Source organism: Natrinema sp. CGMCC1.2065, assembly GCF_051225675.1.
GTDB lineage: Archaea > Halobacteriota > Halobacteria > Halobacteriales > Natrialbaceae > Natrinema > Natrinema thermotolerans.
The window spans coordinates 145,446-167,167 of record NZ_JBPJSJ010000008.1 but is presented as its reverse complement, the minus strand read 5'-3'; the positions used below and the strand labels follow the sequence as shown (position 1 = coordinate 167,167).

At 65.6% G+C, this 21,722-nt stretch carries 25 protein-coding genes and 1 pseudogene; 15 read left to right on the top strand and 11 right to left on the bottom strand.

Annotation, left to right across the window (positions count from 1 at the left end; translation table 11 throughout):
- Positions 1-219 (bottom strand): annotated as a pseudogene (locus ACSBP4_RS10805) (hypothetical protein); the annotation flags it as partial.
- Between the two features lie 29 nt (positions 220-248).
- The gene (locus ACSBP4_RS10800; protein WP_006649587.1) at positions 249-611 is read right to left on the bottom strand and encodes a hypothetical protein; all 363 of its coding nucleotides are present in this window, start codon (positions 609-611) and stop codon (positions 249-251) included.
- Between the two features lie 138 nt (positions 612-749).
- Here ACSBP4_RS10800 and ACSBP4_RS10795 point away from each other — a divergent pair, with 138 nt between their 5' ends.
- Together ACSBP4_RS10795 and twy1 are read left to right on the top strand one after the other, a co-directional pair.
- Complete coding sequence (locus tag ACSBP4_RS10795) at positions 750-1,085, top strand: hypothetical protein (protein ID WP_435552199.1); 336 nt, start codon at positions 750-752, stop codon at positions 1,083-1,085.
- Positions 1,086-1,148: 63 nt separating this feature from the next.
- Positions 1,149-2,177 (top strand): 4-demethylwyosine synthase TYW1, encoded by a 1,029-nt coding sequence (gene twy1, locus ACSBP4_RS10790; protein ID WP_435552198.1) that lies wholly within the window; start codon positions 1,149-1,151, stop codon positions 2,175-2,177.
- A gap of 233 nt (positions 2,178-2,410) precedes the next feature.
- On the opposite strand, the gene ACSBP4_RS10785 is transcribed toward twy1, so the two are convergent.
- Positions 2,411-2,548: a hypothetical protein gene (locus tag ACSBP4_RS10785; protein WP_435552197.1), complete on the bottom strand. Its 138-nt coding sequence runs from the start codon at positions 2,546-2,548 to the stop codon at positions 2,411-2,413.
- A gap of 249 nt (positions 2,549-2,797) precedes the next feature.
- Here ACSBP4_RS10785 and ACSBP4_RS10780 point away from each other — a divergent pair, with 249 nt between their 5' ends.
- The 4 genes from ACSBP4_RS10780 (at position 2,798) to ACSBP4_RS10765 (ending at position 6,237) form a co-directional block, all read left to right on the top strand.
- On the top strand, positions 2,798-3,601 hold the full coding sequence (locus ACSBP4_RS10780) for a DICT sensory domain-containing protein (RefSeq protein WP_435552196.1): 804 nt from the start codon (positions 2,798-2,800) through the stop codon (positions 3,599-3,601).
- Positions 3,602-3,745: 144 nt separating this feature from the next.
- Positions 3,746-4,453 (top strand): DUF120 domain-containing protein, encoded by a 708-nt coding sequence (locus ACSBP4_RS10775; RefSeq protein ID WP_435552195.1) that lies wholly within the window; start codon positions 3,746-3,748, stop codon positions 4,451-4,453.
- Positions 4,450-5,157, top strand: a complete 708-nt coding sequence (ribB, locus tag ACSBP4_RS10770; protein ID WP_435552194.1) for a 3,4-dihydroxy-2-butanone-4-phosphate synthase — start codon at positions 4,450-4,452, stop codon at positions 5,155-5,157. The genes ACSBP4_RS10775 and ribB overlap by 4 nt, the downstream gene beginning before the upstream one ends.
- Before the next feature lie 141 nt (positions 5,158-5,298).
- Positions 5,299-6,237 (top strand): branched-chain amino acid transaminase, encoded by a 939-nt coding sequence (locus ACSBP4_RS10765; RefSeq protein WP_006649578.1) that lies wholly within the window; start codon positions 5,299-5,301, stop codon positions 6,235-6,237.
- Positions 6,238-6,600: 363 nt separating this feature from the next.
- Here ACSBP4_RS10765 and ACSBP4_RS10760 read toward each other — a convergent pair whose 3' ends face one another.
- Entirely contained in the window at positions 6,601-7,290 is a 690-nt protein-coding gene (locus ACSBP4_RS10760) for a DUF502 domain-containing protein (RefSeq protein WP_006649577.1), read from the bottom strand.
- A gap of 141 nt (positions 7,291-7,431) precedes the next feature.
- On the opposite strand from ACSBP4_RS10760, the gene ACSBP4_RS10755 reads away from it, so the two are divergent.
- A complete protein-coding gene (locus tag ACSBP4_RS10755; RefSeq protein WP_435552193.1) occupies positions 7,432-8,805 on the top strand; it encodes an MFS transporter in 1,374 nt (457 codons plus the stop codon).
- A 101-nt stretch (positions 8,806-8,906) separates the two neighbouring features.
- Here ACSBP4_RS10755 and ACSBP4_RS10750 read toward each other — a convergent pair whose 3' ends face one another.
- The 3 genes from ACSBP4_RS10750 to ACSBP4_RS10740 form a co-directional block, all read right to left on the bottom strand.
- Complete coding sequence (locus ACSBP4_RS10750; protein WP_435552192.1) at positions 8,907-10,436, bottom strand: stage II sporulation protein M; 1,530 nt, start codon at positions 10,434-10,436, stop codon at positions 8,907-8,909.
- Between the two features lie 94 nt (positions 10,437-10,530).
- Entirely contained in the window at positions 10,531-10,854 is a 324-nt protein-coding gene (locus ACSBP4_RS10745; RefSeq protein ID WP_049966173.1) for a nuclear transport factor 2 family protein, read from the bottom strand.
- Positions 10,855-10,928: 74 nt separating this feature from the next.
- Positions 10,929-11,831, bottom strand: coding sequence for a redoxin domain-containing protein (locus ACSBP4_RS10740; RefSeq protein ID WP_435552191.1), 903 nt, complete (start codon positions 11,829-11,831; stop codon positions 10,929-10,931).
- Positions 11,832-12,015: 184 nt separating this feature from the next.
- Here ACSBP4_RS10740 and ACSBP4_RS10735 point away from each other — a divergent pair, with 184 nt between their 5' ends.
- Entirely contained in the window at positions 12,016-12,522 is a 507-nt protein-coding gene (locus ACSBP4_RS10735; RefSeq protein ID WP_006649572.1) for a DUF367 family protein, read from the top strand.
- Positions 12,523-12,540: 18 nt separating this feature from the next.
- Here ACSBP4_RS10735 and ACSBP4_RS10730 read toward each other — a convergent pair whose 3' ends face one another.
- Positions 12,541-13,458 carry a hypothetical protein gene (locus ACSBP4_RS10730; RefSeq protein ID WP_435552190.1) on the bottom strand — a complete coding sequence of 306 codons (918 nt, stop codon included), beginning with the start codon at positions 13,456-13,458 and terminating at the stop codon, positions 12,541-12,543.
- A gap of 117 nt (positions 13,459-13,575) precedes the next feature.
- On the opposite strand from ACSBP4_RS10730, the gene ACSBP4_RS10725 reads away from it, so the two are divergent.
- The gene (locus tag ACSBP4_RS10725; RefSeq protein ID WP_006179857.1) at positions 13,576-13,725 is read left to right on the top strand and encodes a 50S ribosomal protein L40e; all 150 of its coding nucleotides are present in this window, start codon (positions 13,576-13,578) and stop codon (positions 13,723-13,725) included.
- Positions 13,726-13,873: 148 nt separating this feature from the next.
- On the opposite strand, the gene ACSBP4_RS10720 is transcribed toward ACSBP4_RS10725, so the two are convergent.
- The gene (locus ACSBP4_RS10720; protein WP_435552189.1) at positions 13,874-14,719 is read right to left on the bottom strand and encodes a bacteriorhodopsin; all 846 of its coding nucleotides are present in this window, start codon (positions 14,717-14,719) and stop codon (positions 13,874-13,876) included.
- Positions 14,720-15,055: 336 nt separating this feature from the next.
- Positions 15,056-15,673: an MBL fold metallo-hydrolase gene (locus tag ACSBP4_RS10715; protein ID WP_006649568.1), complete on the bottom strand. Its 618-nt coding sequence runs from the start codon at positions 15,671-15,673 to the stop codon at positions 15,056-15,058.
- Positions 15,674-15,870: 197 nt separating this feature from the next.
- On the opposite strand from ACSBP4_RS10715, the gene ACSBP4_RS10710 reads away from it, so the two are divergent.
- From ACSBP4_RS10710 to ACSBP4_RS10685, 6 genes are all read left to right on the top strand, one after another.
- Entirely contained in the window at positions 15,871-16,047 is a 177-nt protein-coding gene (locus ACSBP4_RS10710; protein WP_006649567.1) for a DUF5786 family protein, read from the top strand.
- Positions 16,048-16,050: 3 nt separating this feature from the next.
- On the top strand, positions 16,051-16,623 hold the full coding sequence (locus ACSBP4_RS10705) for a DUF99 family protein (RefSeq protein WP_435552188.1): 573 nt from the start codon (positions 16,051-16,053) through the stop codon (positions 16,621-16,623).
- A 108-nt stretch (positions 16,624-16,731) separates the two neighbouring features.
- Complete coding sequence (locus tag ACSBP4_RS10700; protein WP_435552203.1) at positions 16,732-17,319, top strand: uracil-DNA glycosylase; 588 nt, start codon at positions 16,732-16,734, stop codon at positions 17,317-17,319.
- A 232-nt stretch (positions 17,320-17,551) separates the two neighbouring features.
- Positions 17,552-17,863 (top strand): hypothetical protein, encoded by a 312-nt coding sequence (locus ACSBP4_RS10695; RefSeq protein WP_435552187.1) that lies wholly within the window; start codon positions 17,552-17,554, stop codon positions 17,861-17,863.
- Between the two features lie 95 nt (positions 17,864-17,958).
- On the top strand, positions 17,959-18,675 hold the full coding sequence (gene hisH / locus ACSBP4_RS10690; protein WP_435552186.1) for an imidazole glycerol phosphate synthase subunit HisH: 717 nt from the start codon (positions 17,959-17,961) through the stop codon (positions 18,673-18,675).
- 1,304 nt (positions 18,676-19,979) lie between these two features.
- The gene (locus ACSBP4_RS10685) at positions 19,980-21,179 is read left to right on the top strand and encodes a Cdc6/Cdc18 family protein (protein WP_006179849.1); all 1,200 of its coding nucleotides are present in this window, start codon (positions 19,980-19,982) and stop codon (positions 21,177-21,179) included.
- 123 nt (positions 21,180-21,302) lie between these two features.
- Here the strand turns inward: ACSBP4_RS10685 and ACSBP4_RS10680 are convergent, their stop codons facing one another.
- On the bottom strand, positions 21,303-21,659 hold the full coding sequence (locus ACSBP4_RS10680; RefSeq protein WP_006649561.1) for a zinc finger SWIM domain protein: 357 nt from the start codon (positions 21,657-21,659) through the stop codon (positions 21,303-21,305).
- Positions 21,660-21,722: the final 63 nt, after the last annotated feature.

Below are 21,722 nucleotides of genomic sequence, written 5' to 3'. Positions count from 1 at the left end.
CGCGCCGAGCCGCAGATAGCCGTGCCCGCGGTCGCCGCGTCGCAGCGCCCGGACGCCGCTCAGGAGACTCGCGAAGCCGGCGGCACCGGCCGGCGCGCCCGATCGAACGCCGCTTCGAACGGTATCGAGCGCTTCGGCGAGGGCATCGTCGATCCCCGCGACGCGTCGCTCGTCTGCCGGCTCCTCGTCGGTCTCGGTGGTGCTGTCTCGCTGGCTCATGCTGAAATCGAACTCGCGGTCCGTCAGGTTCAGTTCCCGGCGCTCGAGTCGCCCTCGCCCGCCCCCTCGGCGAACTCGTCGGTCTCATCCGCGGCCGACGACTGGACGTCGCCCATGTCGAACGGCGAGCCGATTTCGTCCTCGTTGATCGCCCGGTCGAGCGTCCCTTTGTCCGTCACCGCACCCAGTCCCTTCTCCTCGACCGCCGACTGGATCTCGCCCGCGTCGATCGCCGAGTCGACGCTCCCGTCGTTCGTCGACGATTGCAGCGCCCGGCGGACGACGAGATAGCCCGCGAGCGCCGCACCGCCGGAGGCGACCGCTCCCGGAACCCCGTAGCGTTTGTAACCGAACGTGACTGCTTTCTTGCCGATCGTGTAGGCCCCAATCATGGTCATCGCTTGGATCGGTACGGGAAAGAGGGCGAGGCTTTCGTACGGAAGCCGGCAGCCGACCGCCGGACCGAACACACGACAGGGCCGCGAACCGGGTCTCAGAACGCTTTTCCCTTCCTTGTCGTAAGTCCGAGTATGGTTTCGCTGCAGGCGGTCGCCGTCGCCGTCGTCGGGTTCGCGATCGTCATCGCCGCTGTGGCCGCCGTCTACCGGGACGCGAGCCGCCTCGAGATCTCGCGGCCGGCGCTGTGGGCGGGGTTCGTGTTCGTCACCTGCGGGGGTGGGCTCGTCACCTATCTGGGGCCGCCGGACGTGCCGATCCCCGGCCTGCTCGTGATAGTAATCGCTGGCCCGGCGCTGTATCTCTTCGAGCGCGACGACGCCAGACACGGCGACGAGCCCGCCGATCCGCACGCGCTGCCGGACGGTCCAGGCAGTGACTCCGCGAGCGACCGCTCCGGCGAGGAGTAGGCCGCCGTCGACTGCCCCCGACACCACACACCTTTTGACGGGTCCCGTCCAACGACCCCCAAGATGAGCGACTCCGCAAAGCCCGGGGGCGATGCAGGTGCTGACGCCACCGCCGACGGCGACGACGGCGGGCCGGCACAGGTCTCGAGTCCGGACTACCACAGCGAGAACCACACGGCCGCCCAGACCTGCGGCTGGACGGCAAACGCCGTCCGCGGCGAGGGGAAGTGTTACAAGAACATCTTCTACGGCATCGAGTCCCACCGCTGTATCCAGATGACGCCGGTGGTCAAGTGCAACGAGCGCTGTGTCTTCTGCTGGCGCGACCACCAGGGCCACGCCTACGAGATGGACGACGTCGAGTGGGACGACCCCGAGGCAGTCGTCGACGCCTCGATCCGGCTCCAGAAGAAACTGCTCTCGGGCTTCGGCGGCAACGACGAGGTCCCCCGCGAGGTGTTCGACCAGGCGATGGAGCCGCGCCACGTCGCCATCTCGCTGGACGGCGAACCCACGCTCTACCCCTACCTGCCCGAACTCATCGAGGCCTTCCACGACCGCGATATCACCACCTTCCTCGTCTCGAACGGCACCCGGCCCGAGGTCCTGCGGGAGTGCGACCCGACGCAACTCTACGTCAGCGTCGACGCCCCCGAACGCCACACCTTCGATCAGGTCGTCGGCGCGATGGAAGACGACGCCTGGGAGCGCCTGCTCGAGACGATGGACGTTCTCGCCGCGAAAGACGAGACCCGGACCGTCCTCCGGACGACGCTCGTCGAGGGTGAGAACATGCACCACCCGGACTGGTACGCCGGCTTCTACCAGCAGGCCGATCCGGACTTCATCGAACTGAAGGCGTACATGCACGTCGGCCACTCACAGGGTCGACTCGACCGCTCGGCGATGCCCGACCACGAGGCGGTCGTGGACTTCGCCGAGCGGGTCGGCGAATACATGCCGGCATTCGACGAGGTCAAAGAGGTGCCGGCCTCCCGCGTCGCCTTGCTCGCCAAGACTGGCGACACGTGGGTCCCCAAGCTGAAGAAAGGCAGCGAGTTCTGGGAGCGCGATCCGGTCGTGGGCGATTAGACGCGTCCCGCCGGCCGCGTCGGCCGCTCCGCTCGCCGGCGTCGACGGTCACATCCGACACTGATCGCGCGCCCGATGTGGACACGGCCGCCGCGGCCTCGATTCGATCACTAATCCTGACACGCTCTTTCTTTACGTCTGATACGTCAGGTGGTCGTCCGCTCGAGCGGCCGATCCGTGGTCGCACGTTTCGGTCGTAGACGGGGTGAGACCGGGTCCTGTCCAACATACGGTCACCGAAACACTGTTGTATAACTTCCCGTAGCAGTTATCGGATCACACAGATAATCGGTCACACCGGCGACCCCCGTCGCTTCGAGCGAGAGGTCGGTGTCCGCGACGATGCCGTAGACGTAGATGTGGTCGGCCATAGAATCCTACCGGTTCCTCTAGAAGGAAACGTAATAAACGACGAGGCGACCAGAGATGGGAGTCCGGGACTGTCCCAAACTGAGTTCGGGGTCGAAAGCGGCGCAATCTCCCCGTTTGGCCGCTTTCCACCGGACGCCCGTCGATCGATCGACTCCGAGACCGCATCGCCACCGCGCGGGAAACGGGGTCGTCGACCCGACTCGACGGCGGCGACAACACTTACGTACCGAACGGATGAACGTTCTCCAGTGACTCTCCGATCGTTCATCGACGACGTCGGTTCGCCCGATCGGACGATCGCGATCGTCGCCGACGGTTCCACGGGGCCGCTCGCCGAGATGCTCTCCGACGCGTTCGCGGGCCAGCCGATCGCCGTCGAACGGGCCGAAGCCGGTTCGATCGGATCGGATCTCGACCCCGAAATCGACGACGCGCTCGCAACTGAGGGCGATACGGCCGTGTTGCTCGAGGACGGGCAGCCGGTCGCGGCCTCGCCGATGCGTACGTTGTACGACGCGATCCTCGCGATCAACTCGGACCTGTTCGTCACTGGCGCGCGCGGCATGGGCGAGATCGCCTTCCCCGACGTGCTGGCGGGGCTGGAAGGCACCCGGCTCCGACTGCGTGGCTACCCGCTCGCACACAAGGAAAAACTCCTGTTGATCGTCGTCTCGCGGTACATCGAACAGCGGGCCTGGGCGGCCGGCAGCGGCACGTTACGGAGCGCGTTCCAGCAACTCTCGCGCATCGACGACGAGATCGGGACCTACGAGACCTACGCGGAACTCGCCGAAACCGACGTCGACGTTCACGTCTACGGCGTCGACGACGGCTGTCCGCCGGAACTGGACGCGACGGTTCACACCGGGACGGGGCCGGAGTACCGAGACGGCTGGTTCGTCGTCTTCGATCCCGACGATCGCAGGGCACCCGACGCCGTCGGCACCGCACTCGTCTGTCTCGAGACCGAACCCCGCGTCTGGGACGGCTTCTGGACGACCGACCCCGACCGCGTCACGCGGATCGCGGACTACATCGCGCGGGAACTGTAGCCCGACCGATCATGGGAGGCGGTGGGTTTTTCCGTTCGGTCCCCAACTCCGGAGTACGCGATAAACGCTCGTGAACTCCGTCACAGTTTCGTTACGCATGCCACATTCGGTATGCTTTTACCCACATGGGCAATAGGGACGAGTATGTCAGTACTCACGGAGTCCGCCGTCGGGCACGACGAACTCGCCGTGCTCAAACTCCTCGCGCTCGAGGGCGGGCTCGAGGGCGACGTCAAGATCTCCTGTTCTCGCCTCGCCGAGCGGCTCGACGCCTCGAACCAGACCGCCTCGCGACGTCTCCAACGGCTCGAGAGCGCCGACCTGCTCGAGCGCGATACCGTCAGTGACGGCCAGTGGGTCGCGATCACCGACACCGGCGAACGAGCCCTCCATGCCGAGTACGAGGACTACCGGCGGATCTTCGAGACGGACTCACAGATCTCGCTCGAGGGAACCATCACGAGCGGGATGGGCGAGGGTCGCCACTACATCTCCCTGCCGGGCTACCAGCGCCAGTTCGAGGACCGGCTCGGCTACGAGCCGTTCCCCGGGACGCTCAACGTCGACCTACGCGAGGACAGCGTCCGCCGGCGCAGCGCGATGGCCTCCCTCGAACCCGTCCCGATCGACGGCTGGGAGTCGGACGACCGGACCTACGGCCCCGCCGTCTGTTACCCCGCGACGATCGAGACCGCCGACGGCGCGACCTACGACGACGCCTACACCATCGCCCCCGAACGCACCCACCACGACGACGACCAGCTCGAGGTGATCGCTCCCGTCAAGCTGCGTGACGAACTCGGTCTCGAGGACGGCGATCACGTCACCGTCTCGGTGGGTGATCGCGAATGACGGGTCATCACGCAGGCCCACAGTCCAACGCCGACGGCGGTGCGGGTGCCGGGCCGACCGCCGACGCGTTCGACCGCGCACTCGAGTCGCTTCGGACGGGCGAGCCGATCCTCGTCCACGACGCGGCCGACCGCGAGGGCGAGACGGACCTGATCTACCACGCCGACGCCGTCACTCCCGAGGCCGTGGCCCGACTGCGCAACGACGCCGGCGGGCTGATCTGCGTCGCGCTGGGCTACGAGATCGCCGAGGCGTTCGACCTCCCGTTTTACTCGGACGCGGTCGAACACCCCGCGACGGCCGACCACGAACTCGGCTACGACGACCGCTCGTCGTTCTCGTTGACGGTCAACCACCGCGACACCTACACCGGAATTACCGACGACGACCGCTCGACGACCATTCGGGAGTTGGGCGCGGCCGCCGCTACGCCCGAGACGGCCGCGTTCGCCGAGGAGTTCCGCGTCCCCGGCCACGTCCACCTGCTCAAGGGCGCACCGGACCTGTTGGCCCAGCGCGAGGGCCACACCGAACTCGGGCTCGCGCTGGCCGACGCCGCCGGCCGTTCGCCCGCCGTCGTCGTCTGTGAGATGCTCGACGACGAGACCGGGGACGCGCTCTCCCCGGCCGACGCCCGCGACTACGCCGACCGCCACGGCTTCGCCTACCTCGAGGGCAGCGAGGTCCTCGAGCGCTGTCGATAGTCCGCCGATTCGAGCGCTGTCTCGAGTCGGCCACCGACCGCTGGCTGCTGACAACGCAGCGACGACGGCGACAGCGCCGACGGGACCACACGCAGGTCGAATCGCGAACACTTAGTACGGTGGCTTGTAACACTTCTGATCATGGGATTCGACGAGATGGACGTCGACACGATCTGGATGGACGGCGAGTTCGTCGACTGGGACGACGCGCAGGTCCACGTTCTCACGCACGGACTCCACTACGGCAGCGGCGTCTTCGAGGGCGCGCGCTGTTACGACACCGCAAACGGCCCCGCGCTCTTTCGCTGGGAGGAACACCTCGATCGGCTCTTCCAGTCCGCCAAGCCCTACGAGATGGACATCGAACACTCGAAGGAAGAACTCACCGCGGCGACGAAGGAACTCATCCAGCGACAGGAGCTGCGGTCGTGTTACATCCGCCCGGTCGCCTTCTACGGCTACAACTCGCTGGGTGTCAGTCCGAAGGACTGTCCGACCCGCACCGCCATTGCCGCCTGGCCGTGGGGTGCCTACCTCGGCGAGGACGCCCTCGAGAACGGCATCGACGTGATGATCTCCTCGTGGCGGAAACACGCCTCGAGCCAGATCCCGACCAACGCCAAGACCACGGGCCTGTACGTCAACAGCATGCTCGCGGGCGAGGAGGCTCGTCGCAACGGCTACGCCGAAGCGATCGTCCTCAACAAGGAGGGCAACGTCGCCGAAGGCCCCGGCGAGAACGTCTTCCTAGTGCGTGACGACGAGATCTACACGCCCGGCCTCTCGGAGTCGATCCTCGACGGGATCACCCGCGATGCGGTCATTCGGATCGCGGAGGAACTCGGCTACACCGTCCACGACGACGTCTCGATCTCGCGGGGCGAACTCAACACCGCCGACGAACTGTTCTTCACCGGCTCGGCCGCCGAAGTGACGCCGATCCGGAAAGTCGACAACGTCGTCGTCGGGGACGGCTCCCGCGGCCCCGTCACCGAGGAGATCCAACAGCAGTTCTTCGACATCGTCGAGCAGGCCCCCGAGGAGTACGACGAGTGGTTCGAGTTCGTCGACATCGAATAGCGGCTCTCGAGTCGGTTTAGATCGGTTCGCATCTGTTTTGGAGGTGGCGTTTTACTTCGAGAAACTGATTTTCGTGGCCGGGAGCGCGCCTCGAGTACCACGAGAGGCGCGTGACCCGGGGAAGGGCAGGCACTCACCCGAATTCACCGCGAGCGACCGAAGGGAGGGAGCGGGCCGACGACCGATGTGGAGTGACGCGAAGCGTCACGGAACGGAGGGAGGAGTGCTTTTGATCGAAACTGAGCGGGATCGAAGATCCCGCGATGTCCAAAAGAGCGCTTCGCGCTCTTTTGAAGATTTCACCGAGGGACATCGCGGCCGCGGCGGTGCCGCGGCCGCGATAGACCGCAGGGTAAAATTTCGTTAGTCGTCGTCGGACCCGGTCCGCCCGGCCTCGTCGATGACGTCGATCGAGACGCCGGCGTCCATCCCCCGCCGGTTCGCGTCACCGAACCCGGCGCTGAGAACGCGGGTCAGGGCGTCCTCGACGTCCTCGTCGAGTTCGGTGATCTCGTCGGACTCGACCTCGACGACGTAGCCGGTCGTGATGTTGGGCGACGTCGGTAAGAACAGTACCTCGCGCCCGTCGTCGGTCACTTTACCGGTCTTGAACGCGGTCATCCGGAGCCCCTCCCAGGTCTCGATCTTGACCGGCTTCTGCAGGGATTCCTGTTCGCCGAAGGCCGTCTCGGCGGCCATCTTCGAGGCGTTGTAGACTACCCGCATCACCGGCACGCGGTTGGCGATGTTGTCGACGAGCCGCTCGACGAGGCCGCCGATCGTCGTCCGCATCAGATAGCCGACCGAGAACGTCAGGATAATAAAGACCGTCAGCGCGACGATCACGCGGAGGAACTGCGCGATCTGCTCGCGGGTCTGTATCGCCTGTTGACTGGTGCCGGCGATAAAGGCCTCGAGCGCGGACTGATCGAGAATGAGTCCGGGCGTCAGCCCAGCGACGAGTCCGTAGAGCCAGTAGATCGCATAGAGCGTGACCAAGATCGGGCCGAGAACGATCAGCCCGCTCGCGAAATCCCGCTTCCACGAAGCCATTATCCACTACCTCACACTGCTGGCTAATGAGCCCTTCCCTTCAGTCGATACTGTCAGCCAAATCGGACCGAGCCGGCTGCCGGATCGGGAACGGACCGTCGCGGACCAACGTTCAAGCCGGCGGCCCGATCATTAAGCGGTATGAGCCTCGAGCGGGAGTCGTCCGAAGAGGCCGACGCGCTCGATCCGTTCCGGCAGTTCGTCTCGCTCGAGCGGGACGTCCTCGTCCTCTCGGTGGCGATGTTCGCCTTCAGTCTGGGGTTTCAGATGACGAGTCGGTACATGGGCGAGTACCTCTACGCGCTGGGGGCCACGGGGCTGGTCGTCGGCCTGTTCGGCTCGTTCGGAAACGTGATCAGCGCGGTGTATCCCTATCCCGGTGGTGCGATCTCGGATCGGATCGGCTCACGGTACGCACAGACCGCGTTCGGGCTGTGTTCGACGGTCGGCTTCGGCGTCTGGCTCGTCGCGCCGGCGCTGGCAGGCGTCTCGGTCGGGCCGACCTCGCTTGCGATCGTCGCGGTCTTTCTCGGGCTCGTACTCGCACAGGCCTGGAAGTCCTTCGGGCTCGGGGCGACCTTCGCCATCGTCAAGCAAGCCGTTCCCCCGTCGCGGCTGGCGGCCGGCTTCGCCAGCACCGAGACGTTCCGCCGGACTGCCTTCCTCGTCGGCCCGCTGCTTGCTGCCGCGCTCTTTTACCCCTTTGGCTCGAGCGACGGCGGGATCGTCACCGCCTTCCAGTTGATCCTGGTCGTCGCGGTCGCCTTCGGCGCGCTGGGAACGCTGGTTCAGCACCGGCTCTACGATCCCGCAGGCGACGACATCGGTTCGGAGTTCGAGGGCGTCTCGCAACTGCTCGCCGACCTCCGGGCGCTGCCGGCGGAACTGCGCCCGCTGCTGGTCGCCGACACGCTCGTCCGGTTCGCGAACGGGATGGTCTACATCTTCTTCGTGATCGTCGTCACGCGCTTTCTCGAGGTCGGGCTCTCGCTGTCGCTGCCGGTGATCGGCGTACTCGACCTCTCGCCGCAGTCGTACTTCGGGGTGCTGTTGGGGATCGAGATGCTCGTGGCCCTGGTGACGATGATTCCGGTCGCGCGGGCGGCCGAGCGCGTCGGGCTCAAGCCGGTCGTCGCGATCGGCTTTGCGGTTTATGCGATCTTCCCGATCCTGCTGATCAACGCGCCGCCGGACGCGGCCGTCCTCGCGGTTCTCTTTGCCTTCTCCGGGCTCCGGTTCGCCGGGCTGCCGGCGCACAAGGCGCTGATCGTCGGCCCCGCCGAACGAGGTGCCGGCGGTCGGGTTACGGGCGCGTACTACCTGCTGCGAAATCTGATCGTGATTCCCAGCGCCGCGCTGGGTGGGCTGCTCTGGGACGGCGTTCCCAACCCGTTGACCGGTGCCGAACTGTTCGCCGGCGACCCGGTCGTCGCCTTTACCGTCGCGACCGCCATCGGACTGCTCGGGACGGGCTATTTCCTCCTGTTCGGCGAGGAGTTCGAGGCCTATCAGTAACGATCACCGTTACGGAGTCCTGCGTCCGAGATGTCCCGCCTCGAGTCCCACGGGTCGCCGCGGTCGATGGTTCGGCCGGCGTTGCTCGACCGCCCGATCGGTTAGAGGAACAGGCGGTAGTAGTACGGACTGACGAACCCCTCGATGAGCGCCGCAACGGCGAGTACCATGCCGATTCCGACCAGGACCCAGAACGCCCGCTCGAGAGTGTCCGCCAGTTCGACCCGACTGGCCCGTCCCCGGAGGGTCCGCCACCCGGCCGCTCCGACGGCGATCCCCAGCGCCGCCGACACGAGGATCGCCGGAATCTCGAAGATACCGTGGGGAGCCACGAACGCCGCCAGTTGTGTAGGATCCGTCTCGAGGCGTGCGATCGCACCGAGGAAGACGCCGTTGAAAAGCAGCGAGACGACCGCCGGGACGACGAGCGCGAGCCCGCCGTAGGCCGTCGAGAGCGCGACCAGCCAGTTGTTACCGAACAGTTCGACGGCCGCCGCCGGCGGGAAATGTCCCTCGAGGCGGGCGGCGATCGAGGCCTCGACGGTGCCGGCGTAGGGGTCGGCGACGAGCCAGCCGGCCCAGAAACTCAGCCCGGCGAGGACGACGACCAGCGCGTGGGTGCCCGGATGCGAGCGGACGAACGCGGTCAGCGACGACCAGCCCCGTGCCAGGCCGGCCCCGAACTGCCCCCGGAGCGAGCGGGTCGGCGACGCGGGCGGCTCGAGCCGGTCGCGATAGCCGCAGTAGACGGCCGTCTTCAGCAGGTCCAGCGCCGGGAAGAGAACGAGCGACGTGAGCAGCGAGCCGAGGGCGACGACGTCGACGAGCGAGAGCAGTCCCGAGACCGTCGAGAGCGCGAGGAGCGCCCCGACGGCCATGACGTAGTAGAAGCCAGCCTCGACCGGCTGTCTGCGGATGAAGCCGGCCGCGTGCCGTAGTGAGCCGACGACGCCCGCGTCGTCGACGACGACCGCGACCGGGGCGAACGCGAACACGGCGCGAATCGCGAGGAGCGCGATGATCGCGACGCCGACGGCCAGCAACACGACTGGGACGGCCAGCAGGCCCAACCCGCCCAACAGCGAGACGCTGCCGGCGACCACTGCGGTCACGGTCCCCACGGCGACGAGAATAGCCGCCCAGCACAGTAGCTCGAGGACGAACAGGCCGAGAAAGCGCGGCCAGTACCGACGAGCGCCGGAGAGCGCGGCGACGAGTCCGCGCTCGTCCCGAAGCCGCCCGTAACAGGCCCCGAGTTGGCCCGCGGCGACGGCGGCCGAGGCGAACGCGAACAGCGCGATACTCACGAGGACCGTCACCGCAGCGAGCGCGAGCAGCGGCGGCGTCACCAGCTGATCGACGACCGGCTCGAGGCCGGCCGCCCACGATTCGAACTGTTCGGGATCGGCGTTGGGATCGGTTGGCGGCTGTTCGAGGTCGGTCAGGTGGGTCCGAATCGTCTCGAGGCGGCCGGTCGTCGCGAGAAAGAGGTACGCGACGGCGACGGCCAGAAACGGGACGGTGCGGACGATCGCGGGGACCGACGCACCGATGAGATAGGCCGGGAGGAAATCACCTGGCCGGCGACGGAGGACGGCCACGACGGCGGCGACGTAATCTGACAGGGACATACGCTTCGCTTGGGCGGCGTCTCAGTTAAATGATCGTTCTCGACGGCTGAGGAGAGCCGGCAGCGCGAGGCCCTGCTCGGCCGGTGGGATCGCGTTATCGCGAGTACGTCTCGAGACGGACGATCCGATCGTCCGCGAGTTCGAAGACGTCCGCGAACTCGAAGAGCGTCGCGCCGTCGTCGACGACGCGGCCCTGCACCGCGACGCGGTCGCCGTCGGCGATGACGGTCTCGAGTTCGTGGTCGGTGTCCGGATTCGGCCGCTCATCACGCATGAACGCGACGAACGCAGCCCGGTCGTCGAAGGTGCGGTCGGGGCGGCGCTGGACGAACTCGGGGTCGAGAATCGTCTCGAGCGCCTCGTAGTCGTGATCGTCGAGGACATCGTAGTAGCGCCTGACGAGGGTGGCGGGGTTCATACACGACGTTTCGTCGCGACTGACAAAAGAGTGGGACTCTCCGATCACTCGGCGTCGGATCAGTCGTCGTCTGATCAGTCGTCCGCGGAGTCCCCGTCGACGGTCTCGAGGAGGGTTTCGGGTTCGGGCGGCTCCTCGCGGTCGGTAACGGCGGCGTGAACGGGGTCGGCGTCCGCCCGGTAGTCGTCGCCGGCCGCCTCGTCGCCGCGGCCGTAGTGGTCCGCCGCGCTCGCGTACCACTTCGCGGCGTTGCGCCGATCCGTCGCCTGTTCGTTCGCCCGTTCCGCGATCCGGGCCACCGCTTCGTCGTCCGCATACCGTCTGGCCGCGTCGAACGCCTCGAGCGCGTCGGTAAGCGGCTCGACGGCGGCGTCGAAGGCGGCGGCTGCCGTCACCCAGTCCTCGGCCGCGAACGCCTCGCGGCCCCGCTCGTACTCCGTCACGCCCTCGCGGTAGTGGGTGTGTGCGATCCGGTAGCGTTCGACGGCCGCATCGTCGTCGGAGATCGTTTCGATCGTCGCGCGGATCTCCGCCAGGGGCGGCTGTCGTTGCGGGTCGTCGCTCGACCAGGCACGGCGGACCGTCCGCTCCCCGTCGAGGACGAACACGGCGCGTTTGGCCGCCTGCTGGTGGCCGTACTGGTCGTTCGAAAGGACGCCGTAGGTCGCCGCGATCGAGCCATCGCCGTCCGACACGAGCGGGAAGTCGAGGTCGTAGCGGTCCGCGAACGCCCGATGGCTAAACGCGGAGTCGGTCGAAACCCCGACGATCGAAACGTCGTTCTGGAGCCCGAACAGGTCGAGATCGCGGAGCGAACAGAGTTCCTCGGTACAGCTCGGGCTGAAATCGGCCGGGTAAAAGACCAACAGGACGACGCCGCTGTCGGCGGTCACCTCGTCGAACGTGACGTGACGGATCTCGTCGTCGATCGCTGCGGGCCCGTCGAACGTCGGTGCGGTTGCCCCCGTCTCGAGCATATCACTCGTTCGGCCTACGACTGCCATATGCACACCGATCGCACGGAGCGAGCGAGTCGGATCGGCGGCACCGACCGCGCCGTCGGCCGGAGTCAACGAGGGACGCGACGCGGATTCGCTTCCGGAGCGGCCGATTCGACCGCGGTTCGCGACCCTTTTGTCCCGAGCCGACCTGTGTTCGGCCGTGGAGTGTCACGTCTACTACGAGGGCGACGACGACCCCGAGAAGTGTACCGCGCGTCGCCTCGAGCAGTTCGACGAGGCGACCCTCTACCGGTCGATGGGGCAGGTGCCCTACGGGGTCGTTCTCAACCCTCACGCCGAGCAGGCGCTCTCGCCGGCCGACCGCGAGGAAGGGCTGGACACGCTGGTCGCCCTCGATTGCTCGTGGGAGTCCGCCGAGGAGGCGTCGTTCCAGATGCGCGGCGTCCACCGGGCGCTGCCCTTCCTCGTCGCCGCGAATCCGATCAACTACGGCCGGCCGTTCCGGCTGACCACCGTCGAGGCGCTGGCCGCGGCCTGCTGTATTTTCGACGAGTACGACCGCGCTGAGGAACTGCTCGAGCCGTTCCGCTGGGGCGAGACCTTCCTGACGTTAAACGAGGAACCGCTGCGTCGCTACAGCGAGTGTACCGACTCGAGCGAGGTCGTCGCGGTTCAGGAGGACTATCTGGCCGACGACGAGGAGTGACGCCCAACGCGAGGCGGCTCACCCGTTGCTCTCGTCGCTCGGCGGTGCCGGCCGCCGTGCGAGCCACGACTCGTACCCGGCGTAACCGAGCGCGACGGCGGCGAACGATACGAGGAGGACGACTGGAACGAACGCTCGACCGCCAGCGGAGTCGCCACTTCGGGCGACGAGGGCGGCGAACCCGACCGCGAGCGCGAGGAAGCCGCTCCCGATGGCCGCCAGGACGATCCGCATCGGACGGGTCGTGCCGGCCGTCTTCGGTGGCGCCGTCGGCGTCGCCGCGAGCCCCCACTCGAGCGCACGACCGACGGCCACAGCATGTCGATCCGGCACCGGGACGAAACGCGGCGGACCGTGGACTCGTCGGATCACGACGAACTGCCACCGTGAGAGCGGTCCCAGGGAGAGCCGCCGGACACCGATCACGTTCTCGAGGTCGATCACCGTTGGCCCGCCGAAATCGTCGTCCCCACCCAGCTGCAGCCGTCGTTCGTCTAGCTCGAGCGTGACCGTCGCCGTAAGCGGGCCGAGAAACACCATCGACAGGAACCCGAGGACGAACAACGCAAGCGTTAGCTCGGGTACAGTGCCGATCGTGCCCGCAATGAGGACGGCACCGACGGCCGTCGCGACGACGATTCCGCGTTTCGTGAGTCGGTCGGTTCCCGCGTACTGAACGATCCACTTGGAGCCGTTCGTCCCGTACTGAACGAGTAGCCAGCAGTACAGCAGGGACATCGGACCGCCGACGAGCCCCAGGACCACGACGAGCGCCAGCGTCGATCCGGTGACCGCGCCGACTAGCGTGAAAACCGCGAGACTCAGTAGCACGACGAGCCCGAGCCCACCACCGATCGCATAAGGGGCGTACACGGCGAGCCGCGAGAGCCAGCTGTTGTGCGGGCCCATCGTCCACCGGATCGATTCCGTCGTCATTACTCGAGCGGACACGCTAGCCGGCCCTAAATGTTGCCTCAGGAACTTTTTTTGCGGCCGCCTTCCCGCGGCGACCCCAATCACAGCCGTTAAATGGGCCACGGGCGAAGCCGGGGTATGGCCAGTTTCGACGCCGCTGAGAAACGGACGCTCGAGAAGATGATCTGCATGCGCTGTAACGCTCGCAACTCCAAGCGAGCCCAGCGCTGTCGCAAGTGTGGCTACGAGAAGCTTCGCCCCAAGGCGAAGGAACCGCGCGCGGCATAACCGGCTCGGTCTCGGAGGCGACCGTTTCGGGCTCGCCTCCGCACCTTACGGCGTATTTTCGACGTTCAGACCGGCGAGTCACAGCCGTAAACGAGTCCGCTGGTCGGTCGACGAGCCGAAGACGACACGGAACGAGGTCGGGTCGTGATCAGTCGTCGGCGGACGTTCCGGTATCGACCGCAGTGGCGTGGGTAACCCCCGCGATCACGCGTTCATTGCTGGCGACCCAGCGCAAGAGCAGGTACGCGAAGACGTACTTCGCGCCGATGTCGAGCAGCGAGTACCCCCACGAGGTGAGCGCAGTCGACTCGACGAGTGCGAAGCCCTCGACCCCGAGCGCCCAGACGATCGGGTACCCGAGCCACAACACCACGGTCATCGCTCGTAAGGTAGCGAATATCTCGTCGCTTCCGGCGACCGCGGCGTCCACCGGCCACTCCACGAGTAGCGCGTACAGGACCACGAGGAAGAAGGCGCAACTGACGGCATAGAACACCCATCGGAACGCGTACGACGAGGTGATCAGTGCCGCCGCGAGACCGGTCACACACATCCCAACGTCGGCGGCGATGACGACGAACAGGTCAGCGGCGTCGACCCCCGCCAGCAGCCCGAGGGCCAACAGGATCAGCGGCGTCGACAGCGTCCACGTGAGATACCGCCCCCACTGGCTGAGGACCGCCTCGCCCGCGAGCGCGTGGCCGGCCGGCATCTCCACCAGTCCGACCGTGAGGCCGGATAGCATCCCCAGATAACTCGCTATCGATACTAACGGGATCAGAACCGTCGCGGCGAAGATCAGCCGTGCCCGATGCGCTCGAACGTTGCGGGACATATACACGAAAAGCAGTACCGACAGGCCCGCCAGTGCAACGTTTACCCATAGCGACGCACTCAACAGCGCGTCGTTCTGGATCCGTGTCACCGCCCCGCTCTGTCCCGATTGCATCTGGACCAGTGCCCCTGTCGCACTCGCGACCTGTTCGTCGAACATCGTGCGTTCCGAGCCAATCGCCGCGCGGGCTAAGTTCTAGGCGTCGTATTGTTCGATTAATGCTTTGTTTTCGTGATCTTTTCCGGCGATCCGAGGCAAGCCCGCAATACGTAACGACCCAGCATGACACGGATCCGTAACTGCAGGAGCTACGAGCGCCCCAAGATGCCGGGACCGAACCCGGCCGCGTGGTCCGGCTACTCGACAGGGTAGCTTCGTCGCCCGCTCGAGCGCCGTTTCGCACCCACCTGTTTCCCGTTCGGGTCGGCTTCGCCGACCGCTCACGGCAAACATCTGGACTAAAAACCCGCTTACTTCCGGTGGTCGTTCGCGACGCTACTCGTCGGGATACTTCGGCTCGCGCTTTGCCGCCCGCTCGAGCGCCGTTTCCACGACGTCGCGCACGTCCCCGTGGAAGACGCCGCCGTGGCCCGCGTACATGTGTTCGACTCCCTCGGGCATGCGCTCGAGCAGGTCGCGGATGCTCTCGATGAGCCGTTCGCGGGACTGGCCGGCCATGTCGGTCCGGCCGAAGCTGCCGTAATCGAAGGCTCCGTCGTCGTGGACGACCACGTCGCCGGAGAACAGCGATGACTCGGAGACTACGGAGACGTGGTCGTCGGCGTGGCCGGGCGTGTAGACCACGTCGAACTCCTCGTCGCCGATCCGGACGGTGTCACCGTCGTCGATGGCGTGGGTCCTGGTCGGGTGGTCCGCGTAGGCGTAGACCTCGGGGTCGAAGGCGTCGACGACGGCCTCGAGTCGCTCGACGTGATCACCGTGCTGGTGGGTCATGACGACGTCGTCGACCCCGTCGGCGTGACGCTCGATCTCGTCGACGACGCCGTCCCACGCGCCGGCGTCGACCAGCGTCGTGTGCCCGTCCTCGCCGATCGCGAGGAATGCGTTACAAGTGAACGTTTCCGCGCCCTCGGTGACGTGAACGACTTCCATACTCGATCACTCGAGGGCCGACGGCAAAAACGGTGTCATCGCTGCGGAACGACCTCGTCCGCTCGTCCTTTCTTTCTTATATAATGGTAGCTAACTGTCGGGGCTGACCCCGTTCACGCGTGACTACAGCGGTTCGAAAACCCTCATAAACTGGTGACCACTGAATTTTTTAATCGGTATCCCATAGTACTCGGTGTATGGGATTCGGGAGCTACGACGAATCCGAACAGCAGGAAGTCGACGCTGATTTTGACGACGATGACGCAGTGAAGTCGGGAGCGAACAGCCACGACGGAACCATCGAGTTCGAGAACGGTGCCTCGAGCGACGAGTTGCTCGACCGGCTCAAGGAGATCAAAGACGACGACGGGTGAGCGATGAAAGCCGGGGTACGGGCGCTGGGCATCGCCGAATCGTACCGCGGTGATCGCGATCGGAATCGAAGCACGATCGCCGGTGCCGTCGTCCGCGCCGACCGCGTCTGTGATGGGTTCGCGTACGGCTCCTGTCGCGTCGGCGGCACCGATGGAACCGGCTCCGTTGCCGGGCTGGTCGACGACCTCGGCCGTCCCGACGCCCGGTACGTCCTGCTCGGCACCGTTGCCCCCGCGTGGTACAACCTGCTCGATCTCACACGTCTTTTCGAAGCGGTCGACCGACCGATCATCGCAGTGACCTTCGAGGCCAGCGACGGCCTCGAGGATGGTCTGCGGGAGGCTTTTTCCGGACCCGATCTCGAGTCGCGACTCGAGACCTACCGGTCGCTGCCCGAGCGCCACGCGGTGTCGATCAACGACGAGACGGTCTACGTCAGAGCGGTCGGCCTCGAGCCGGCTGCGGCTGCGTCGGTCGTCCGCGGGTTCACGCCCGAGGGCGGCCGCCCGGAGCCGATCCGGGTCGCGCGCGAGGCGGCTCGCGCCGCGGACGCGTACGCCCGATCGCTCGAGTGAGTGGTACGGGAGGATGGCCGGAGTGTGGCCCGGGCTGTGGCCGACGATCGGTCTGCAACTGCGACCCGAAAGACGTAGTACCCGCCCGTCACAGCCACCGGTATGGAAATGGAGGACTGTCGGGTCACGGAGTGTACGCGCTGTCCGGCGTTGGTCGACTCGCGGAGCCGGATCGTCAACGGAACCGGTCCCACGGACGCCGACCTGCTGTTCGTCGGCGAGGGGCCGGGTGCCAACGAGGACGAACAGGGCGAGCCGTTCGTCGGCCGCAGCGGGACTGTTCTCGACGACGCCCTCCGGACGGCCGGCCTCGACCGGATCGACGTCCGCATCACCAACTGCGTGCGCTGTCGGCCGCCGGAGAACCGCGACCCGACGACCGAGGAACTCGAGAACTGTCGGGGCTATCTCGAGCGCGAGATCGCGGCCGTCGACCCCGAAGTCGTCGTCACGCTGGGGAAGGTGCCAAGCGAACACCTGCTCGAGCGATCCGTCGCGGTGACCAAGGAGGCTGGCTCGCTCGAGGAGGTCCGGATCGACGGGACGCCGCGGCGCGTATTACTCTGTGTCCATCCTGCGGCGACGCTGTACGACCGCAGTCAGGAGGAGACGTTCGAGGACGCGATTCGGCAGGCGGCCGAATTGGCGGGCGTCACAGAGAGCGAGGGCGGACAGTCCCGGCTCGACGGGTTCTGAGCGACCGGCATGATCCATCGGCGAATACTCGCCGGGAGAAGAGGCGGCGAGTAGTCGAGCGGAGACGATACTGTTCACCAAGTATATTACTATCAACTGTCGAGAAATGGGACGGATGTCCTCCGCCTCTGAATTCGCTCCTGCTGATCTCGTGTGGCGGTACGGTGTGTACCTGTTTCCTATCGCACCGCTTTGGACGCTGATTTCCACCGCTGCACTCCGTTTATTCGTTGTGGCTGCCGACAGAGAGGCCCTCGGTGCCGGACTGGTTTCTTTCGCCGTGACCGTCCTCGCCGGCTGGCTGTCGTTCCTGTTCGCCGCCGTCGTAGCGGTCGCGCTGCTCATGGACGCACTCGCGCTTCGAGACCGGCCGGGATGGAATCCGAACCCGTGGCTTGTAGGCGCGCTCGGACTCGTTCACGTCGCCGGAGCGGAACTGGCGGTCGCGTACCTGTTTTCGGTCCCAGCAATCGGGTACTACGTGTACCGACGACGGCAGCGTCTCCACGGCAGCGAGGGCCGTGGGAGAGCGGGGACCCTGTGAGTGATCGACCAGAGCTCGAGTGACCGTCTCTCCCCCGAGGAACGGCCGGTTGCCCGAAGGGTAATTCACTTCAACGCGCCGCTCCGAGTGAACGTATGAGCGCCGTTTCGTCTTCGACCGAGCAATCCCTCGCGTCCGTGGTCGTCGTCGACTACGGACTCGGGAACCTCCGCAGTGTCACCCGCGGGTTGGAACGTGCGGGTGCCGACGTCGAGATCACCGACGATCCGGCCGCATTCGAGGCGGCCGACGGGGTGGTCCTGCCCGGCGTCGGCGCGTTCCGCGAGGGCGTCGAGAACGCCGACCCGCTCCGCGAGGATCTCCTCGCAGTCGCCGAGCGCGGGACCCCCCTCTTCGGCATCTGCCTCGGGATGCAGATGTTGCTGACCTCGAGCGAGGAGGGCGAGACCGACGGCGACTCCGCCGTCCAGGGACTGGACCTGATCCCCGGGACTAACGTTCGCTTCGCCGAGGGTCAGAAGGTTCCCCACATGGGCTGGAACGAACTCTCGGTCGAGCGCGAGCACCCGCTCGTTGAGGGCGTTGCGCCACGCGCAACGGAGAATCCGAGCGGGCGCAGCCCGCGAGGAGGGAGCGTCGATGGGAACTACGCGTACTTCGTTCACTCCTACTACGCGGCTCCCGATGACGAAGCGGCGACGGTCGCGACGACCGACTACGAACGAGAGTTCCCCTCGATCGTCGCGAACGAGTCAGGGAACGTCTTCGGCACGCAGTTCCACCCGGAGAAGAGCGGCGAGACGGGGCTGCAGATCCTGCGGAACTTCGTAGAGATTTGCGCCGACGAGTAAGGCGACCGCGAGCGACCATCGGGAGTGAGCGGGTTTTGATCCAGATTTTTGCGCGATAGGTGAGAGAGCGATGCGACCGAACTCGAGCGGAAAAAGGTGGCGCGCGAGACGGGGTGGCGCGCGAGACGGGGCTGCAGATCCTGCGGAACCTCGTGGAGGTCTGCCCCGGCGAGTCGTCTCGCCGGGACGCTACCAGCGACCGAAACGATAGTTGCCGGCCGAAAGGAAGTAGTTCACCGCGATGTGCCGCTCGTTTGCTGCCGCACGCTTCTGTCGGCTCATAGATAAATCCACGAAGTAGGTAGCGAAGAGACACACCCCGCGTTGCCGCTGTATCAGCCGCAGCGTTCTGCCTCTCCGGAGGCCCCTTGGATTTCGGTTCACAGATCGCTGTAGGACTGCTTGACAGCAGATGCGTTACCGACGGAATCACCAAACAGAATAACCAATAATATATACTAGTGCTGTGTAATCGCCCATTGACTGAATTGGCTACAGTAGCGTCCAATGGCGATTGGACATGGGTTCGTCGCTCGAGACGAAATTCCCCGTCGCTTTTGGCCGTCATCGGCCTCTTTTCGGCTACTATCGGTGTCGCTTTCGGCTACTATCGGTGTCGCTTTCGGCTACTATCGGTGTCGCTTTCGGCTACTATCGGTGCCGCCTTCGGCTATCATCGGTTCGGTTTCGGCCGAGTCGTTCGGTCTCCGTCGGGGCCACTGCGTGCCGGTACGAGTTCTGTACCCGGTGCCACACTGTCCTATCGGTCAGCCCGATCTGTGAGTCAACACCGGACCGCCACTTCGAGTCGACAGCCACCATCACAGCTATACAGCGGCAACGCGGGGTGTGTGTCCGCCGTATACAGCGGCACCGAGGGGTGAAAACCGACCGACTCACGCCCAATGGAAACTCTTTTTATCCGATACAGCGGAAGGACGGTATCCGTTCGGTTCCCCGGACCGAACCCAAATCTACCGATAACGGTCGTCTGAGCCACGGATACCACTGGCGGCTCATCGCCGTTCGGTTCGCTTCTGTCGGCGGAACCGCCATGCTATACAGCGGCAGTCCGGGGTTCCGATGGATCTCGGTCCCAGTCCGGTGGCAGTTCTCCGACGGCAGCCCAGCGCAATCGGCCCACGTATACAGCGGCACCGAGGGGTGATTATTCACCTATACAGCGGCACTCTGGGGTGTATGTTCGCAGAATTTAGCGACTCAAACCGCGGAACTCGAGGCATACAGCGGCAGTCCGGTTCCGAACGGTTAAGTAGTCGACGCCGAAAGGAGCTGGCACCCGAATGTCGGATTCGACGGACTACTTCGGCAGTGAGAACGAAATCTTTCGGAACAAGGAGCTGCTGCAGGTTTCACACCTCCCGGACGGCGATCGAATCATCGGCCGCGAGGACGAACTGACCAACCTCGCGAACGCGATCAAACCGGCGACTCGAGGAAACACGCCGAACAACGTCCTCGTGTACGGGAAGACAGGAACCGGGAAGTCGCTGTGTTCGAAGTTCATCACGAATCAGGCGATCGAGCGCGCGGAGGGCAACGACGTCTCGATCGGCGTCGCGTACGTCGACTGCCTCCAGGAGTCGACGGAAACGCAAGCAGTGCAGTCCACGGGCCACCAACTCAACGATCAGTCCAAGACCGATGTCTCGATTCCACACTCGGGACTGAGTACGGCCGAATACTACCGTCGTCTCTGGCACATCGTCGACACCTGCTACGACGTCGCTCTGATCATCTTAGACGAAGTCGACAAGATCGAGGACGACGACATCCTGATGCAACTCTCTCGAGCGGTCGAGTCCGGCAAACTCACCGAGAGTACCGTCGGCGTTATCGGAATCTCGAACAAGGTCCGGTACAAGGACTCGCTGGACGAGCGCATCAAATCGAGCCTCTGTGAACGCGAGTACGTCTTCTCGCCGTACGATGCGACCCAGATCCGGGAAATCCTGCGCTCACGGTCCGATGCGTTTCACGAGGGCGTCCTCGAGGACGGCGTCGTTCCCCGCGTTGCAGCGCTCGCGGCCCGTGAACACGGTGACGCACGGAAGGCGATCGACATCCTCCGCTTTGCGGGTGAGATCGCCGAGGAGAACGCCCTCGAGACGGTCACTGAGGATTGCGTCGATCAGGCACACGAGCGCGAGGAGACCAGCCGGCTGGCCGAACTGATATCCAAAAGCCCCAGTCACGCGAAACTCGTCCTCGAGGCGATGGCGCTGTTGACCCAGCAAAAGGAGGGCGACGACGCGCCGGTGACGACCAACGAGGCGTACGACCTCTACAAACGTCTCTGCGATCGGGACGGCTCGGAACACCTGAAGCTCCGTCGGGTTCGCGATATCCTCTCGGAACTCGAGTTCCTCTCGATCATCGATCAGGAGCGCAAGTGGGCCGGAAAGGGGAAAGGCAACTACATGGAGAATCGGCTGATCGACGACCCCGAGGTCATCATCGCCGCCTGTAACGAGTCCGAGTAGCGCTCTCGATCACGGTGAACGATATCGGCCGCGAGCGTGCTGCCATCGTGGCGACGAGGAGAGAGACACTTCTCGTCGATTCGCTCACTCCGTCTGGTTCTGTAGGAACGGAGACCGACGCCCTCAGAGCAGTTCGCGGACCTCGGAGTACCACATATCGTGGTAGTCGACGTGGCCGACCCGGCGAGCGATGGCGACCGCAAGGGAGTGCCAGCACTTCTCGGTGGGGTCGTCGGCGTCTAAGTTGTACTCGCTGTCCTTGCAGGTACAGCCGCCGTCCTCGACGATATACTCGTCCTCGTAGCCGACGACGATGGTGAAATCGCGATAGGACTTCACGCGGTTCTCGCCGACCGCCTCGATGGCCTGGGCCCCGCGGTCGCCGTGGACCCGCGTGATCGTCCCGACGATCTCCGGCGTCAGCTCGCCGGCCTCCTCGAGACTCGCCTGCCATCGCTCGACGGGATTGGCCTCCGACACGTCCGTGACTGTGCGCCGAACTGTAAAATCGGTTTGGTTGTCCGCCGCTGGCCCGCCGTCTCC